Below are 16101 nucleotides of genomic sequence, written 5' to 3'. Positions count from 1 at the left end.
TACCGATCCGGTACGCGCATCGCATGAACGGATCCGCCGGCACGCGGCACGCGCCAAATGAAACAGGCGATCCCGCCCATCAGGGTGGAATCGCCTGGCGTTCCTGCCTGTCACGGCCGGCCCGGCGCGCACGCGCCGCCGGCCGGCACGCCGCTCAATACGCGACCGTCGCGATCTCGCGCACGAAGCTGTCTTGCTCGAGCGCGTCGACGAACGCGATCGCATAGTCTTCCGCGGAGATCTTGCTGTTGCCTTGCGCGTCCGCGATCAGCTTGCCGGCACCCGTGCGGAACGTACCCGTCCGCTCGCCCGGGGCGATCAGCGCAGCCGGCGCAAAGAACGTCCAGTCGAGATCGCCGACCGTCTGCAGGTAGTCGAACGCGTCGCGGTGCGCGAGCGCGACCGCCTTGTACGCTTCCGGGAAACCTTCGCTGTCGACGAGCTGCTTGCCGGGCGCGACTTCGAGCGAACCGGCGCCGCCCACCACCACGAGCCGCTTCAGCCCCGCCTGGCGCGTGCCGGCGACCAGCGCCTTCGCGGCCGCGACGACCTTCGCCGCATCGTCCTGCTTCGGACCGTACGCGCTCGCGACGACGTCATGGCCCGGCAGCGCGGCCGCGATGCTGGCGGCGTCGAACAGGTCGGCCGCCTTCGCAGTGATGCCGTCGCCGGCCGCACCCGGGTGGCGCGACAGCGCGGTCACGCGATGGCCGCGTCGTGCGGCTTCTGCAGCGATGCGCGAGCCGATCGTGCCGGTGGCGCCAAACAGCGCGATATTCAAAGTACGTTGCGTCATATCGATTCTCCAGTCAGAAAAATATGTAACACATTTAATTACAGATAAGACCGAAAAAAACGGGGCATAGCCCCCGTTGCACCGGCCGCCGCGCCTGTCGCGCCGCCCGGCTTCCTGCCCTGCCGCCGGTCACCCGCCGGCGCGCGCCGCCTGTTGCGTGCGCTGCTCCAGATCCAGCACGTCGGCCGTGACGTCGGCCAGCGTGCGCGTGCCAAGCGATGCTTCCATCGCCCGCTGCGCGTCGCCGATGTAGTCGATCAGCGCGCCCTGGATGTGCCGCCCGACGAGACACGCGGGATTCGGCGCCTCACGGTGCAGCGCGAACAGTTGCGCATCGTCGACCGCCCGATACACGTCGAGCAGCGTGATCGCACCGGGCTCGCGCGCCAGCAGCGCACCGCCGCCCGCGCCCAGTTGCGACGTGGTCAGCCCGGCGGCCGCCAGCATCGACAGCAACCGGCGAATCAACGCCGGATTCGTGTTCACGCTGCCCGCGATGATATCGGACGACAGCGGCGCGCCTTCCTGCATCGACAGCAAGGCAAGCACGTGGACGGCAAACGCGAACCGGCTGCTGGTATTCATTCCTCACTCACTTGACGACGCCGGCCCATCCCGCAGCCGGCGACATGTGTAACCATCATAATTACATTTAGCGGATCATGCAAGCCCGCGTCACTCTCCGCTCGCAGGCTTGGCGCCCGACGCGTTCTGCTGGCTCCACTGCTGGAGCTTCTTGCCGGCTTGCGCGATCTGCGCGCCGGCTTCGGAAGCCGCATGCGCGACGACCGCGGAAGCAGCCGCGTCGATCTGCGCCTGCGCGGCGGAAGCGAGGCCGCTCGCGGACAGCGGCGGCACGGCCGACGCCGCGGACGCGATGCCGGCCTTCGCGGCGTTGATCTGCTGGTTGACCGTGCTCGCCACCTGGTCGAGCGCCTTGGCCGCATTGTTCGCGGCATCGGCGGCCGCGCTCGCGGCCGTATCGGGTTGCGTGACCGGCGCACCGGACTTCTCGCAGCCCGCGAGCAACAGCAGCGCACCGGCAGCCACGGCCGCCAGGACGGACCCGGGCACGCGACGCGCTCGCGATGTCTTCATGTTCATCTGCAATCTCCGGCCGCGCGTCGCGCGGCCTCATGGTTGGACCGACGTCGATGATACCGCCTGTGGAACAGGGCCAATCACGCCCCACGATTAAAAATGGCTTTCAATTTCGGATTCGTCTGATTCAATCGCACACGCGAAGACACTAAAGTGGGCACGCTTCAATCCGCTTCGGACGTGCCCCTCTTTCATGGATTTTCTCGTCAACTGGTTCATCGCCCTGGCCGTACTGCTCGCCGCCACCCTGTTCCTGTGCCTGCGCCCGCCGTCGACGCGCCGTCTTGCCGAATCCGGGCGCCCGCGCCGCGTCGCGTCCGCGCGCCTGCTCACTCAGGCCGTGATCGGCTTCTGGACGGCCGCGCTGATCGTCGCGCAAGGCATCCTTGGCCCCGACGGCGACGGCCAGTCGCTTGCGGGCTTCGCGGCGCTCGCGTTTGCCGCGCTCGGGCTCACAACCGTCTCCGCCTACTGGTCGGTGTGCGCGCTGCGGCTGCGCCGGCCGCCCGCGCTGTTCGCGCGCCGCTGACGCGCCGGAACGGTGCGCAGCGACGCACCATCGCGCACCACGCCGCACCAATCGGCACGTCGCACGCACCAGTTCCGCACCCGCCGCACCACGCGCGTGCACCCGGCATCACACCGGCCCCGCACCAGCCGCGCCCCCTTCCCGTGCATGATTCACCGGAATGCCGCACCACGCGGCGTTCGAGCACCAACTCCACGCAACCGTTCACCAAGTTGGCTCGATACTTGCGTTCCTTGCCCGTTTTTTGCGCAAGGAAGCCACGGCATGGATGGTCTGAAATCCGGCGTCGACACACTGTTCCTGTTGATCGGCGCCGTCATGGTGCTCGCGATGCACGCGGGCTTTGCATTTCTTGAACTCGGCACGGTCCGCAAGAAGAACCAGGTCAACGCGCTCGTGAAGATCCTGGTCGATTTCTCGGTGTCGACGCTCGCGTATTTCTTCATCGGCTACACGATCGCGTACGGCGTCGAGTTCTTCGACGACATCGGCACGCTGTCGCAGCACAGCGGCTACGCGCTCGTGCGCTTCTTCTTCCTGCTGACCTTCGCGGCGGCGATCCCCGCGATCGTGTCCGGCGGCATCGCCGAGCGCGCGAAGTTCAATCCGCAGCTCGTCGCGACACTGATCATCGTCGGCTTCATCTATCCGTTCTTCGAAGGGATCGCATGGAACGAACGTTTCGGCGTGCAGGCCTGGCTCACGCACGCGTTCGGTGCGCCGTTCCACGATTTCGCGGGCTCGGTCGTCGTGCACGCATTCGGCGGCTGGGTCGCGCTGCCGGCCGTGCTGCTGCTCGGCGCGCGCCACGGCCGCTATGCGAAGGACGGCCGGATCGCCGCGCATCCGCCGTCGAACATCCCGTTCCTCGCGCTCGGCGCGTGGGTGCTCGCAGTCGGCTGGTTCGGCTTCAACGTGATGAGCGCGCAGACGCTCGACAAGATCAGCGGCCTCGTCGCCGTGAACTCGCTGATGGCGATGGTCGGCGGCACGCTCGCCGCGTGGATGGCCGGTCGCAACGACCCGGGCTTCACCTACAACGGGCCGCTCGCCGGCCTCGTCGCGGTGTGCGCGGGCTCCGACGTGATGCATCCGATCGGTGCGCTCGTCACCGGCGCCGTCGCCGGCGCGCTGTTCGTCGCGATGTTCACCTGCGTACAGAACAAGTGGCGCATCGACGACGTGCTCGGCGTGTGGCCGCTGCATGGCATGTGCGGCGCGCTCGGCGGCCTCGCGGCCGGCGTGTTCGGCCTGCCCGCGCTCGGCGGGCTCGGCGGCGTGTCGTTCATGTCGCAGCTGATCGGCACGCTCGGCGGCATCGCGATCGCGACCACGGGCGGCACGCTCGTCTATGGCGCACTGAAAGCGACCGTCGGGCTGCGCCTCGACCGCGAAGCCGAGTTCGACGGCGCGGACCTGTCGATCCACCGCATCTCGGCGACGCCCGAACGCGATTGAGCGCCTGACGAACGCCCGACACATCATTACGTTTTCAATTCAAAAAACTTTCATCGAGCATCCTTACACTTCCGTCCAGTTTTCAATTTGCCTTCGCCAAGCTTGCCGACCGCCTGCTTCGCGAAGGCCATTCTTCCAACAACTGAAACTGGACTCCACATGCCCGCGTTGCCCAATGCTTCCCGTCGTCAGGCCCTGAAGATCCTCGCCGGCGCGCCGATGCTGCCCCTTTCCGGCCTCGCGCTGCCGGCCCTGCTGACGGGTTGCGGCGGCGACGACAATCCGGCATCGACGCCGGCCCCGGTCGCTGCCGCGTACACGTCGGCGACGTTCTCGGCCATGGCCGCGCCCTCGCTCGACAACGCGGCCGCGATGGCCACGACGACGGTCGGCTCGACGCTGTCGGTGTCGTTCTCGGACGGCTCGGCGCGCAACTTCAAGCTGGCGTACCGGCCGTTCTTCGTGACGGGCGACATGGTGCCGGACGGCAAGGGCGGCACGACGCTCGCGGGCGGCTACTACGACATCAACAACCAGCCGATCATCGACCGCTCGGTGGCCGGCAAGGAGCGCCAGTTCTATTCCGACTGCCCGGACGGCAGCTCGCTGCTGACGCTGAAGAACGCGAACGTGCCCGGCGTGAAGGGCAACACGGTGTTCGCCGTCGTGCAGTTCGAATACACGACGCGCGACCAGGCCAGCGCATCGCAGTACGGCCAGCTGCCGTCGCCGATCGCGGTGGTGACGCTCGACCAGGATCCGGCCAATGGCGCGCTGAAGGTCGTCAAGTACCACAACGTCGACACGTCGAAGGCGCACGGCCTGTGGATCACGTGCGGCGCGAGCCTGTCGCCGTGGGGCACGCACCTGTCGAGCGAAGAGTACGAGCCGGACGCGACGAAGATCGCGACCGACACGCAGTTCAAGGCGTTCAGCAAGAACACGTTCGGCGACGAGACGAAGGCGAACCCCTACCACTACGGCCACCTGCCCGAGATCACCGTGAATCCGGACGGCACGGGCACCGTGAAGAAGCACTACTGCCTCGGCCGCATCTCGCACGAGCTGATCCAGGTGATGCCGGACCAGCGCACCGTGATGATGGGTGACGACGCCACCAACGGCGGCCTGTTCATGTTCGTCGCCGACAAGGCGGCCGACCTGTCGGCCGGCACGCTGTACGTCGCGAAGTGGACGCAGACGTCGTCCGCCGGCGCGGGCACGGCGACGCTCACGTGGATCAGGATCGGCCACGCGACCAGCAGCGAGATCGAAGCGCTCGCGAACACGCTGAAGGCGTCGGACATCATGGACCTGACGACCACCGACCCGAACGATCCGAGCTACGCGAAGATCCACTTCGGCGGCAAGTTCAACTGGATGCGCGTGAAGCCGGGGATGGAAAAGGCGGCCGCGTTCCTCGAGACGCACCGTTACGCGGCGCTGCTCGGCGGCAGCATGGCCTTTACGAAGCTCGAAGGCACGACCGTGAACGCGAAGGACAAGATCGTCTACACGGCGATGTCGCGGATCGAAACGTCGATGGTCAAGGGCAATGCGGTGTCGCGCGACGTCGCGGTCGACAAGAAGATCGCCGCGGGCGCCGTCTATGCGCTGAACCTGAAGGGCAGCCAGCGCGACACGACGGGCAGTGCGATCGACAGCGAATGGGTGCCGGTCGACATGGGCGCGCCGGCCGCGCTCGTCGGCGAGGATCTCGCCGCGGCCGACGGACTCGGCAACCTCGCGAACCCGGACAAGATCGCGAACCCGGACAACCTGAAGTTCTCCGAAAAGTTGCGCACGCTCTTCATCGGCGAAGACTCGGGCATGCACGTGAACAACTTCCTGTGGGCCTACAACGTCGACACGAAGTCGCTCGTGCGCGTGCTGTCGTGCCCGGCCGGCGCCGAATCGACGGGCCTGCACGCGGTCGACGAGATCAACGGCTGGACCTACATCATGAGCAACTTCCAGCACGCGGGCGACTGGGAGTCGCCGCTGCACGACAAGGTCAAGCCGACGCTCGATCCGCTCGTGCGCGCGAACTTCAAGGACCGCTTCGGCGCCAGCGTCGGCTACCTGACGGCCGAGCCGACCAGCATCAAGCTCGCGAAGGCCTGACCGGACCACGCGAGGCGGGCCGGCGCGCTCGCCAGGAGCGCGCCTGACCGGGCGCCCCTGGCCGGGCGCCCCTTTCTTCATCACCGATCATTCGTCGGCGCTCCACGCCGTTTGATGCGCGATACCCCATGCGGGCATCGCGCTTTTTTTTGCGCACGCGCATCGCGCGAAGCGTACGCGCAAACAGGCGCAAGCAGACGCCGCACGGGTTCGAACGGGGGATTTCGACGATCGGGGGATAATACGGGCCTGACGCGTCCGGGCGGACGCGCGGAAAGACGGGCAAAAAAAAGCGCCACGGAGACCGTGGCGCTAAAAAAGTTCTAGCCATTCCGAGGGCCGTGCTAGAACCTGAGAGACTGCGCGAAACATCGTTGCCGGTTAAACTCTTGAAACGATGTTTCGAAAACGTGAGACATTCTTTCCGTTTCCGCCCGACAAGTCAAGCGGTATTTGCACCGGTTCATGCACTTTCTGGCAACGCACATTTGAGCGTTTTCCTAATAAACCAAGGGTGAACCCGTAAAATCTCATCCAATGACCGGTTCATCCGCAGAACATGCATCTTTTGACAATAGTCCTACAATACCAACAAAATTGAAATCGAGTTTCGGAAATAGAGAGAATCCCTCGTGTCGACAACTGTAACCTCTCCCGCGTCGCGGGACCGTGAATCCTCGCCCGACGAGATCACCGCCCTCGCCCGCGGCCTCGCCGTGCTGCGCCGCATCGCGGCGGCCGACGCGCCCGTCAGCAACCGCGAGCTGACCGAACTGACCGGCATCCCGAAGCCTACCGTGTCGCGCATCACCGCGACACTCGTCAGCGCCGGCTTCCTGTTCCAGTTGCCCGACAGCGAGCGCTTCGTGCTCACCGCGTCGGTGCTCGAACTGAGCCACGGCTTTCTGCGCAACTTCGACATCCGCGCGCGGTCGCGGCCGTTCATGATCGAGCTGGCCGAACGCACGTCGCTGTCCGTGCACCTCGCGGTGCGCGACCGGCTCGACATGGTCGCGATCGACGTGATCCGGCCGCGCTCGGCCGTGCTCGTCACGCGCCTCGAGATCGGCTCGCGGATGGACATCGCGCGCACCGCGGTCGGCCGCGCCTATCTCGCCGCACTCGAGGACGACGAGCGCCGCCTGCTGCTCGAGTCGCTGCGCACCACGGCAGGCGACGACTGGCCGCATGTGTCCGCACGCCTGACCCCCGCGCTGGACGACGCGATGCGCGACGGCCACGCGATCGCGATCGGCGAATGGCGAATGGCGCGAGGGCCTCAATGCCGTCGCGGCCGGTTTCGTCGGCCCGTCGGGCCAGCGCTATTCGGTGAACTGCGGTGGCGCGTCGCACCAGTGCTCGCCCGAATGGCTGCACGAACACGTGGTGCCGGCACTGCACGAGTGCATCGCGAAAATCACCCGCGAAATCGGCGGCGCACCGGCCCGGCGCATCAGCGTGTAATCGTTTCGTCATCGTCCTGTCGCGTTCTGTAACGACCGTAACCCGTTGAAAGATAGACCACTGGACTGTAACGGGGACGGGACGTAGGATCATGCCCATCGTCGCGCCGCATTCGCGGTGCGCACCGCTCTTTTCCCGCGCAGGCCGGCGGGGCCCCGGACCGAGCCGGGCGCCCCCTCCCGGCACCGCTCGCCCACGCGCAGCCCAGCAGTCCGATTTCCGGCACGCCGCGCCGTCTTCCTGACAGATCACGATGGATAACGAACAAAAGCCCACGCCTCCTTCGAAAGACCCCGCGTCCCCCGCCGCGCGGCGCCCGCGCCGCACGCTGATGGCTGGCGCACTCGCGGTCGTCGTCATCGGCGGCCTGCTGTGGTGGCATCCGTGGAACCGCACGCCGGCGGCCGGCACTGGCGCGAGCGGCGCGGGCGCAAGCGCCGCCGGGGGGGCCGGCGGCCACCGCGGCCGTGGCGGCCCCGCCGCGATGGCGAACATTCCGCAGCCCGTGCAGGTCGCGAGCGCCACGCAAGGCGAAATGCCGATCGTGCTGTCCGCGCTCGGCACCGTCACGCCGCTCGCGAACGTGACGGTCAAGACGCAACTGTCGGGCTACCTGCAGTCGGTCTCGTTCCAGGAAGGCCAGATCGTCAAGAAGGGCGACGTGCTCGCGCAGATCGACCCGCGCCCGTATCAAGTGTCGCTCGAGAACGCCGAGGGCACGCACGCGCGCGACTCGGCGCTGCTCGCGACGGCCCGCCTCGACCTGAAGCGCTACCAGACGCTGCTGTCGCAGGACTCGATCGCGTCGCAGACCGTCGATACGCAGGCGTCACTCGTCAAGCAGTACGAAGGCGCGGTGAAGACCGACCAGGCCGCGATCGATTCCGCGAAGCTGAACCTCACGTATGCGCGCATCACCGCGCCGGTGTCGGGCCGCGTCGGCCTGCGCCAGGTCGACCCCGGCAACTACGTGACGCCGGGCGATGCCAACGGCCTCGTCGTGATCACGCAGCTGCAGCCGATGAGCGTGATCTTCACCACGTCGGAAGACAACCTGCCGCAGATCATCAAGCAGGTGAACGCGGGCCAGAAGCTGTCGGTCACCGCGTACAACCGCAACAACACGGTGCCGCTCGAAACCGGCTCGCTCGCGACGCTCGACAACCAGATCGACACGAGCACCGGCACCGTCAAGCTGCGCGCGAACTTCGATAACAAGGAAGGCATGCTGTTCCCGAATCAGTTCGTGAACACGCGCCTGCTCGTCGACGTGATGCGCAACGCGACGATCGTGCCGACCTCGGCGGTACTGACCGGCTCGATCGGCCAGTTCGTCTACGTCGTGAAACCCGACAACACGGTGACGGTGCGCAAGGTCGCGACCGGCCCGGTCGACGGCGAACGCACGAGCATCGTCAGCGGCGTCGCGATCGGCGAGCGCGTGGTGACCGACGGCTCCGATCGCCTGCGCGAAGGCGCCAAGATCTCGATCCCGGCCGACAAGCCGAAAGGCGCGTCGGGCGCGCGTGGCGCCGGTGCGGCGTCGGGTGCATCGGGCACCCGCGGCCATCACGGCGGCAACAAGCACGGCGCGTCGCAGGCTGCGGCCCCCGCGGCCCAGTAACGCGCGGGCCGCTCGATGAATCCATCCCGCCTCTTCATCCTCCGGCCGGTCGGCACCGCCCTCCTGATGGCGGCGATCATGCTGGCCGGTCTCGTCGCGCTGCGTTTCCTGCCGCTCGCCGCGCTGCCGGAAGTCGACTATCCGACGATCCAGGTCCAGACCTTCTACCCGGGCGCGAGCCCGGAGGTGATGACCTCGTCGGTCACCGCGCCGCTCGAACGGCAGTTCGGGCAGATGCCGTCGCTGAACCAGATGTCGTCGCAGAGCTCGGCCGGCTCGTCCGTGATCACGCTGCAGTTCTCGCTCGACCTGCCGCTCGACATCGCCGAACAGGAAGTGCAGGCCGCGATCAACGCGGCCGGCAACTTGCTGCCGTCCGACCTCCCTGCCCCGCCGATCTACGCAAAGGTCAACCCGGCCGATGCGCCGGTGCTCACGCTGGCCGTCACGTCGAAGACGCTGCCGCTCACGCAGGTGCAGGATCTCGCCGACACGCGTCTCGCGATGAAGATCTCGCAGATCGCGGGCGTCGGCCTCGTCAGCCTGTCGGGCGGCAACCGCCCGGCCGTGCGGATCCAGGCGAACCCGACCGCGCTCGCGCAGTACGGGATGAACCTCGACGACCTGCGCACGACGATCTCGAACCTGAACGTCAACACGCCGAAGGGCAACTTCGACGGCCCGTCGCGCGCGTACACGATCAACGCGAACGACCAGCTCACGAGCGCCGACCAGTACAACAGCGCGGTCGTCGCGTACAAGAACGGCCGCCCGGTGATGCTCACCGACGTCGCGACGGTCGTCGCCGGCTCGGAAAACACCAAGCTCGGCGCGTGGGTGAACAAGGAGCCCGCGATCATCCTGAACGTGCAGCGCCAGCCGGGCGCGAACGTGATCCAGACGGTCGACGCGATCAAGGCGCAGCTGCCGAAGCTGCAGGAAACGCTGCCGGCCGCGCTCGACGTGCAGATCGTCACCGACCGCACGACGATGATCCGCGCCGCCGTGCGCGACGTGCAGTTCGAGCTGCTGCTCGCGGTCGGGCTGGTCGTGCTCGTGATGTACCTGTTCCTCGCGAACGTCTACGCGACCATCATCCCGAGCCTGTCGGTGCCGCTGTCGCTGATCGGCACGCTCGCGGTGATGTACATGGCCGGCTTCTCGCTGAACAACCTGTCATTGATGGCACTCACCATCGCGACCGGCTTCGTCGTCGACGACGCGATCGTGATGATCGAGAACATCGCGCGCTACGTCGAGGAAGGCGAGACGGGGCTCGAGGCCGCGCTGAAGGGCTCGAAGCAGATCGGCTTCACGATCATCTCGCTGACGGTGTCGCTGATCGCGGTGCTGATCCCGCTGCTGTTCATGGGCGACGTGGTCGGCCGCCTGTTCCATGAATTCGCGATCACGCTCGCGGTGACGATCGTGATCTCGGCGATCGTGTCGCTCACGCTCGTGCCGATGATGTGCGCGAAGCTGCTGCGTCATTCGCCGCCGCCCGAGAGCCATCGCTTCGAGGCGCGCGTGCACCAGGCGATCGACTGGGTGATCGCGCGCTACGCGGTCGCGCTCGAATGGGTGCTGAACCGCCAGCGTTCGACGCTCGTCGTCGCGCTGCTGACGCTCGCGCTGACGGGCCTGCTGTACGTCTACGTGCCGAAGGGCTTCTTCCCCGCGCAGGACACCGGCGTGATCCAGGCGATCACGCAGGCGCCGCAGTCGATCTCGTACGGCGCGATGGCCGAACGCCAGCAGGCACTCGCGGCCGAGATCCTGAAGGATCCGAACGTCGAGAGCCTCACGTCGTTCATCGGCGTCGACGGCAGCAACATCACGCTGAACAGCGGCCGGATGCTGATCAACCTGAAGGCGCGCGACGAACGCTCCGAGACGGCCGCGCAGATCATCCGCGACCTGCAGCACCGCGTCGCGAACATCACCGGCATCTCGCTGTTCATGCAGTCGGTGCAGGATCTGACGATCGATTCGACCGTCAGCCCGACGCAGTACCAGTTCATGCTGACGAGCCCGAACTCGGAAGAATTCGCGACCTGGGTGCCGAAGCTCGTTGCTCGACTGCAGCAGGAGCCGTCGCTCGCCGACGTCGCGACCGACCTGCAGAGCAACGGCCAGTCCGTCTACATCGAGATCGACCGTCCGAGCGCCGCGCGCTTCGGCATCACGCCGGCAACCGTCGACAACGCGCTGTACGACGCATTCGGCCAGCGCATCGTGTCGACGATCTTCACGCAGTCGAACCAGTACCGCGTGATTCTCGAATCCGAGCCGAAGGAGCAGCACTACGCGCAATCGCTGAACGACATCTACCTGCCGTCGGCGGGCGGCGGCCAGGTGCCGCTGTCGTCGATCGCGTCGTTCCACGAACGGCCGTCGCCGCTGCTGGTCGCGCACCTGTCGCAGTTCCCGTCGACCACCATCTCGTTCAACCTCGCGGCCGGCGCGTCGCTCGGCGAGGCGGTCAAGGCGATCGACGCGGCCGAGAAGGACATCAACCTGCCCGCGTCGTTCCAGACGCGCTTCCAGGGTGCGGCGCTCGCATTCCAGGCATCGCTGTCGAACCAGCTGTTCCTGATCCTGGCCGCGGTCGTCACGATGTACATCGTGCTCGGCGTGCTGTACGAGAGCTACATCCACCCGATCACGATCCTGTCGACGCTGCCGTCGGCCGGCGTCGGCGCGCTGCTCGCGCTGATGATCACCGGGCACGACCTCGACATCATCGGGATCATCGGCATCGTGCTCTTGATCGGTATCGTGAAGAAGAACGCGATCATGATGATCGACTTCGCGCTCGAAGCCGAGCGCGTCGAAGGCAAGCCGCCGCGCGAGGCGATCTACCAGGCGTGCCTGCTGCGCTTCCGGCCGATCCTGATGACGACGCTCGCCGCCCTGCTCGGCGCGGTGCCGCTGATCGTCGGCTCCGGTGCCGGCTCCGAACTGCGCCAGCCGCTCGGGATCGCGATCGCCGGTGGCCTGATCGTGTCGCAGGTGCTGACGCTGTTCACGACGCCCGTGATCTATCTCGGCTTCGACTCGCTCGCGCGCCGCGTGCGCGGCTGGTTCGAACGCCACGGCCCGCAAGCCGGCACGCGCACGGATGCGTAAGCAATGAACCTGTCGCGCCCCTTCATCACCCGCCCCGTCGCGACGACGCTGCTCGCGATCGGCGTCGCGCTCGCGGGCCTGTTCGCGTTCATCAAGCTGCCGGTGTCGCCGCTGCCGCAGGTCGACTTCCCGACGATCTCGGTGCAGGCGTCGCTGCCCGGCGCGAGCCCCGAGACCGTCGCGACCAGCGTGACGAGCCCGCTCGAACGGCATCTCGGCTCGATCGCCGACGTTTCCGAAATGACGTCGACGAGCACGGTCGGCAACGCGCGGATCATCCTGCAGTTCGGCCTGAACCGCGACATCGACGGCGCCGCGCGCGACGTGCAGGCCGCGATCAACGCGGCGCGCGCCGACCTGCCCGCCGCGCTGAAGAGCAACCCGACCTACCGCAAGGTCAACCCGGCCGACTCGCCGATCATGATCGTGTCGCTGACGTCGGAGACCTCGTCGCCCGCGAAGCTGTACGACTCCGCGTCGACGGTGCTGCAGCAGTCGCTGTCGCAGATCGACGGAATCGGCCAGGTCACGGTGAGCGGCTCCGCGAACCCGGCCGTGCGCGTCGAGCTCGAGCCGCAAGCGCTGTTCCATTACGGGATCGGCCTCGAGGACGTACGCGCGGCGCTCGCGTCCGCGAACGCCAACGCGCCGAAGGGCGCGATCGAGTTCGGCCCGCAGCACTACCAGCTCTATACGAACGACCAGGCCTCCCAGGCATCGCAATACCGCGACCTCGTCGTCGCCTATCGCAACGGCTCGGCCGTGCGGCTGTCCGATCTGTCCGACGTCGTCGATTCGGTCGAGGATCTCCGCAACCTCGGCCTGTCGAACGGCAAGCGCGCGGTGCTCGTGATCCTCTACCGCTCGCCCGGCGCGAACATCATCGATACGATCGACCGCGTGCGCGCGGCGCTGCCGCAGCTCACCGCGTCGCTGCCGGCCGACATCACGGTCACGCCGGTGCTCGACCGCTCGACCACCATCCGCGCGTCGCTGAAGGACACCGAGCACACGCTGCTGATCGCGGTCAGCCTCGTCGTGATGGTCGTGTTCCTGTTCCTGCGCAACTGGCGCGCGACGCTGATCCCGAGCGTCGCGGTGCCGATCTCGATCATCGGCACGTTCGGCGCGATGTACCTGCTCGGCTTCTCGATCGACAACCTGTCGCTGATGGCGCTGATCGTCGCGACCGGCTTCGTCGTCGACGATGCGATCGTCGTGCTCGAAAACATCTCGCGGCACATCGAGAACGGCAAGTCGCGCATGCAGGCCGCGTTCGACGGTGCGCGCGAGGTCGGCTTCACGGTGCTGTCGATGAGCATTTCGCTCGTCGCGGTGTTCCTGCCGATCCTGCTGATGGGCGGCATCGTCGGGCGCCTGTTCCGCGAATTCGCGCTGACGCTGTCGCTCGCGATCGCCGTGTCGCTCGCGGTATCGCTCACGGTCACGCCGATGATGTGCGCGCGCCTGCTGCCCGAGTCGCACGACCCGCAGAGCGAAGGCCGCTTCGCGCGATTCCTGGAACGCTGTTTCAGCCGCATGCAGCGCGGCTACGAGCGCTCGCTGTCGTGGGCGCTGCGCCGGCCGCTGTTGATCCTGCTGACCCTGTTCGCGACGATCGGGCTGAACGTCTACCTGTACATCGTCGTGCCGAAGGGCTTCTTCCCGCAGCAGGACACCGGGCTGATGATCGGCGGCATTCGCGCCGACCAGTCGACGTCGTTCCAGGCGATGAAGCTGAAATTCTCCGAGATGATGCGCATCGTGCAGAGCAACCCGAACGTGAAGAGCGTCGCGGGCTTCACCGGCGGCACGCAGACCAACTCGGGCTTCATGTTCGTCACGCTGAAGGATCGCACCGAGCGCAAGCTGTCGGCCGACCAGGTGATCCAGCAACTGCGCAGCCCGCTGTCGGACGTCGCCGGCGCGAGCACGTTCCTGCAGGCCGCGCAGGACATTCGCGTGGGCGGCCGGCAGAGCAACGCACAGTACCAGTTCACGCTGCTCGGCGATTCGAGCACCGACCTGTACAAGTGGGGGCCGATCCTGACCGAAGCGCTGCAGAAGCGCTCCGAGCTGACCGACGTGAACTCGGACCAGCAGCAAGGCGGCATGGAAGCAATGGTGACGATCGACCGCGCAACCGCCGCGCGGTTCGGCATCAAGCCCGCGCAGATCGACAATACGCTGTACGACGCGTTCGGCCAGCGCCAGGTCTCGACGATCTACAACCCGCTGAACCAGTACCACGTGGTGATGGAAGTCGCGCCGAAGTACTGGCAGAGCCCCGAGATGCTGAACCAGGTGTGGGTCAGCACGTCGGGCGGCAGCGCGAACGGCTCGCAGACCACCAACGCGGCCGCCGGCACCTATGTCGCGACCTCCGCCGGCACGTCGAGCGCCGGTACGGCCACGCAGAGCGCCGCGGCGATCGCGTCCGATTCCGCGCGCAACCAGGCGCTCAACTCGATCGCCGCGAGCGGCAAGTCGAGCGCGTCGTCGGGTGCGTCGGTGTCGACGTCGAAGTCGACGATGATCCCGCTGTCGGCGATCGCGACGTTCGGGCCGAGCACGACGCCGCTGTCGGTCAACCACCAGGGGCTGTTCGTCGCGACGACGATCTCGTTCAACCTGCCGCCCGGCGTGTCGCTGTCGCAGGCGACGCAGGTGATCTACCAGACGATGGCGCAGGTCGGCGTCCCGCCGACCATCGTCGGCAGCTTCCAGGGCACCGCGCAGGCGTTCCAGCAGTCGATGAACGACCAGCCGATCCTGATCCTCGCGGCGCTGCTGGCCGTCTACATCGTGCTCGGGATCCTGTACGAGAGCTACATCCACCCGATCACGATCCTGTCGACGCTGCCGTCGGCCGGGGTCGGCGCGCTGCTTGCGCTGCTGCTGTTCAAGACCGAGTTCAGCATCATCGCGCTGATCGGCGTGATCCTGCTGATCGGTATCGTGAAGAAGAACGCGATCATGATGGTCGACTTCGCGATCGACCAGACGCGCAACAACCACAAGTCGTCGTTCGACGCGATCCACGAGGCGTGCCTGCTGCGCTTCCGCCCGATCATGATGACGACGATGGCCGCGCTGCTCGGCGCGCTGCCGCTCGCCTTCGGCAGCGGCGACGGCGCCGAGCTGCGTGCGCCGCTCGGGATCGCGATCGCCGGCGGCCTGATCGTGTCGCAGGTGCTGACGCTCTATACGACGCCGGTCGTCTACCTGTACATGGACCGGTTCCGCGTGTGGGCCGAGAAGCGGCGCAACCGCCGCGGGAATTCCGGCGGGCCGGCAGTCGCCGGCGAGTAACGGAACACGGCCGCCCGACAGGCGGCCGTTTTTTTTTGCGCTTGAACCGCGGCGGCGATCGGCTATCGTGAGTCCATGCCCACCGCGATGCCCTTCGCCGGGAATCCGCCATGAACGTCCAGCTCAACCATACGATCGTCTGGTGCCGCGACAAGCGTGCGTCGAGCCGCTTCCTCACCGAGCTTCTGGAACTGCCGCCGCCGACGCCGTTCGGCGCGATGCTGGTCGTCCCGCTCGGCAACGGCGTGTCGCTCGATTTTTACGAACAGAAGGGGGAAATCAGGTCGCAGCATTACGCGTTCCTGCTCGACGAAGCCGGCTTCGATCGCGTGCTCGCGCGCATTCGCGAGCGCGGGCTGCCGCACTGGGCCGATCCGGCGAAGCGGCAACCCGATGACATCTACCGCCACAACGGCGGCCGCGGCGTGTATTTCGACGATCCGGACGGCCACTTCCTCGAAGTGATGACGCAGCCTTATGCGCTGAACGGCTAGTTCGACGGGCCGGCGTTGCACCAGCCGGTATCGTGGCGCGGATGCCGCCCCGCTCGGGACGGCATCCGGC

General features: G+C 67.0%; 10 protein-coding genes and 1 pseudogene. 8 read left to right on the top strand and 3 right to left on the bottom strand.

Annotated elements, in window-relative coordinates; all coding sequences use genetic code 11:
- Positions 1–154: 154 nt before the first annotated feature.
- From ACN8ZM_RS06190 to ACN8ZM_RS06180, 3 genes are all read right to left on the bottom strand, one after another.
- Positions 155–796: an NAD(P)-dependent oxidoreductase gene (locus tag ACN8ZM_RS06190; RefSeq protein WP_089450192.1), complete on the bottom strand. Its 642-nt coding sequence runs from the start codon at positions 794–796 to the stop codon at positions 155–157.
- A 129-nt stretch (positions 797–925) separates the two neighbouring features.
- Positions 926–1381 carry an Rrf2 family transcriptional regulator gene (locus tag ACN8ZM_RS06185; RefSeq protein ID WP_043182110.1) on the bottom strand — a complete coding sequence of 152 codons (456 nt, stop codon included), beginning with the start codon at positions 1379–1381 and terminating at the stop codon, positions 926–928.
- Positions 1382–1471: 90 nt separating this feature from the next.
- Positions 1472–1900: a hypothetical protein gene (locus ACN8ZM_RS06180; protein ID WP_043182108.1), complete on the bottom strand. Its 429-nt coding sequence runs from the start codon at positions 1898–1900 to the stop codon at positions 1472–1474.
- 190 nt (positions 1901–2090) lie between these two features.
- On the opposite strand from ACN8ZM_RS06180, the gene ACN8ZM_RS06175 reads away from it, so the two are divergent.
- The 8 genes and pseudogenes from ACN8ZM_RS06175 (at position 2091) to ACN8ZM_RS06140 (ending at position 16031) form a co-directional block, all read left to right on the top strand.
- Entirely contained in the window at positions 2091–2426 is a 336-nt protein-coding gene (locus ACN8ZM_RS06175) for a hypothetical protein (RefSeq protein WP_043182106.1), read from the top strand.
- 264 nt (positions 2427–2690) lie between these two features.
- Complete coding sequence (locus ACN8ZM_RS06170) at positions 2691–3884, top strand: ammonium transporter (protein ID WP_420210766.1); 1194 nt, start codon at positions 2691–2693, stop codon at positions 3882–3884.
- 159 nt (positions 3885–4043) lie between these two features.
- Complete coding sequence (locus tag ACN8ZM_RS06165) at positions 4044–6008, top strand: PhoX family protein (RefSeq protein ID WP_420210765.1); 1965 nt, start codon at positions 4044–4046, stop codon at positions 6006–6008.
- 632 nt (positions 6009–6640) lie between these two features.
- Positions 6641–7472, top strand: a pseudogene (locus ACN8ZM_RS06160) (IclR family transcriptional regulator).
- Between the two features lie 253 nt (positions 7473–7725).
- Complete coding sequence (locus ACN8ZM_RS06155; protein ID WP_420210764.1) at positions 7726–9096, top strand: MdtA/MuxA family multidrug efflux RND transporter periplasmic adaptor subunit; 1371 nt, start codon at positions 7726–7728, stop codon at positions 9094–9096.
- A 15-nt stretch (positions 9097–9111) separates the two neighbouring features.
- Positions 9112–12225: an MdtB/MuxB family multidrug efflux RND transporter permease subunit gene (locus tag ACN8ZM_RS06150; protein WP_420210763.1), complete on the top strand. Its 3114-nt coding sequence runs from the start codon at positions 9112–9114 to the stop codon at positions 12223–12225.
- 3 nt (positions 12226–12228) lie between these two features.
- Complete coding sequence (locus ACN8ZM_RS06145; protein WP_420210762.1) at positions 12229–15537, top strand: efflux RND transporter permease subunit; 3309 nt, start codon at positions 12229–12231, stop codon at positions 15535–15537.
- Between the two features lie 110 nt (positions 15538–15647).
- Positions 15648–16031 (top strand): VOC family protein, encoded by a 384-nt coding sequence (locus ACN8ZM_RS06140; RefSeq protein WP_043182094.1) that lies wholly within the window; start codon positions 15648–15650, stop codon positions 16029–16031.
- The last annotated feature ends 70 nt before the right edge of the window (positions 16032–16101 follow it).

Origin of the sequence: Burkholderia aenigmatica, from assembly GCF_048627025.1 — a bacterium.
Classification (GTDB): domain Bacteria; phylum Pseudomonadota; class Gammaproteobacteria; order Burkholderiales; family Burkholderiaceae; genus Burkholderia; species Burkholderia aenigmatica.
Note: the sequence above shows the minus strand (reverse complement) of the source record. Positions and strands in the feature narration are given on the sequence as shown.

Excerpts from the sequence above, each read along its gene's own strand:
- ACN8ZM_RS06165 (WP_420210765.1), top strand. The coding sequence starts at position 4,044 with ATGCCCGCGTTGCCCAATGCTTCCCGTCGTCAGGCCCTGAAGATCCTC.
- ACN8ZM_RS06185 (WP_043182110.1), bottom strand. The coding sequence starts at position 1,381 with ATGAATACCAGCAGCCGGTTCGCGTTTGCCGTCCACGTGCTTGCCTTG.
- ACN8ZM_RS06145 (WP_420210762.1), top strand. The coding sequence starts at position 12,229 with ATGAACCTGTCGCGCCCCTTCATCACCCGCCCCGTCGCGACGACGCTG.
- ACN8ZM_RS06155 (WP_420210764.1), top strand. The coding sequence starts at position 7,726 with ATGGATAACGAACAAAAGCCCACGCCTCCTTCGAAAGACCCCGCGTCC.
- ACN8ZM_RS06170 (WP_420210766.1), top strand. The coding sequence starts at position 2,691 with ATGGATGGTCTGAAATCCGGCGTCGACACACTGTTCCTGTTGATCGGC.
- ACN8ZM_RS06140 (WP_043182094.1), top strand. The coding sequence starts at position 15,648 with ATGAACGTCCAGCTCAACCATACGATCGTCTGGTGCCGCGACAAGCGT.
- ACN8ZM_RS06190 (WP_089450192.1), bottom strand. The coding sequence starts at position 796 with ATGACGCAACGTACTTTGAATATCGCGCTGTTTGGCGCCACCGGCACG.
- ACN8ZM_RS06175 (WP_043182106.1), top strand. The coding sequence starts at position 2,091 with ATGGATTTTCTCGTCAACTGGTTCATCGCCCTGGCCGTACTGCTCGCC.
- ACN8ZM_RS06150 (WP_420210763.1), top strand. The coding sequence starts at position 9,112 with ATGAATCCATCCCGCCTCTTCATCCTCCGGCCGGTCGGCACCGCCCTC.
- ACN8ZM_RS06180 (WP_043182108.1), bottom strand. The coding sequence starts at position 1,900 with ATGAACATGAAGACATCGCGAGCGCGTCGCGTGCCCGGGTCCGTCCTG.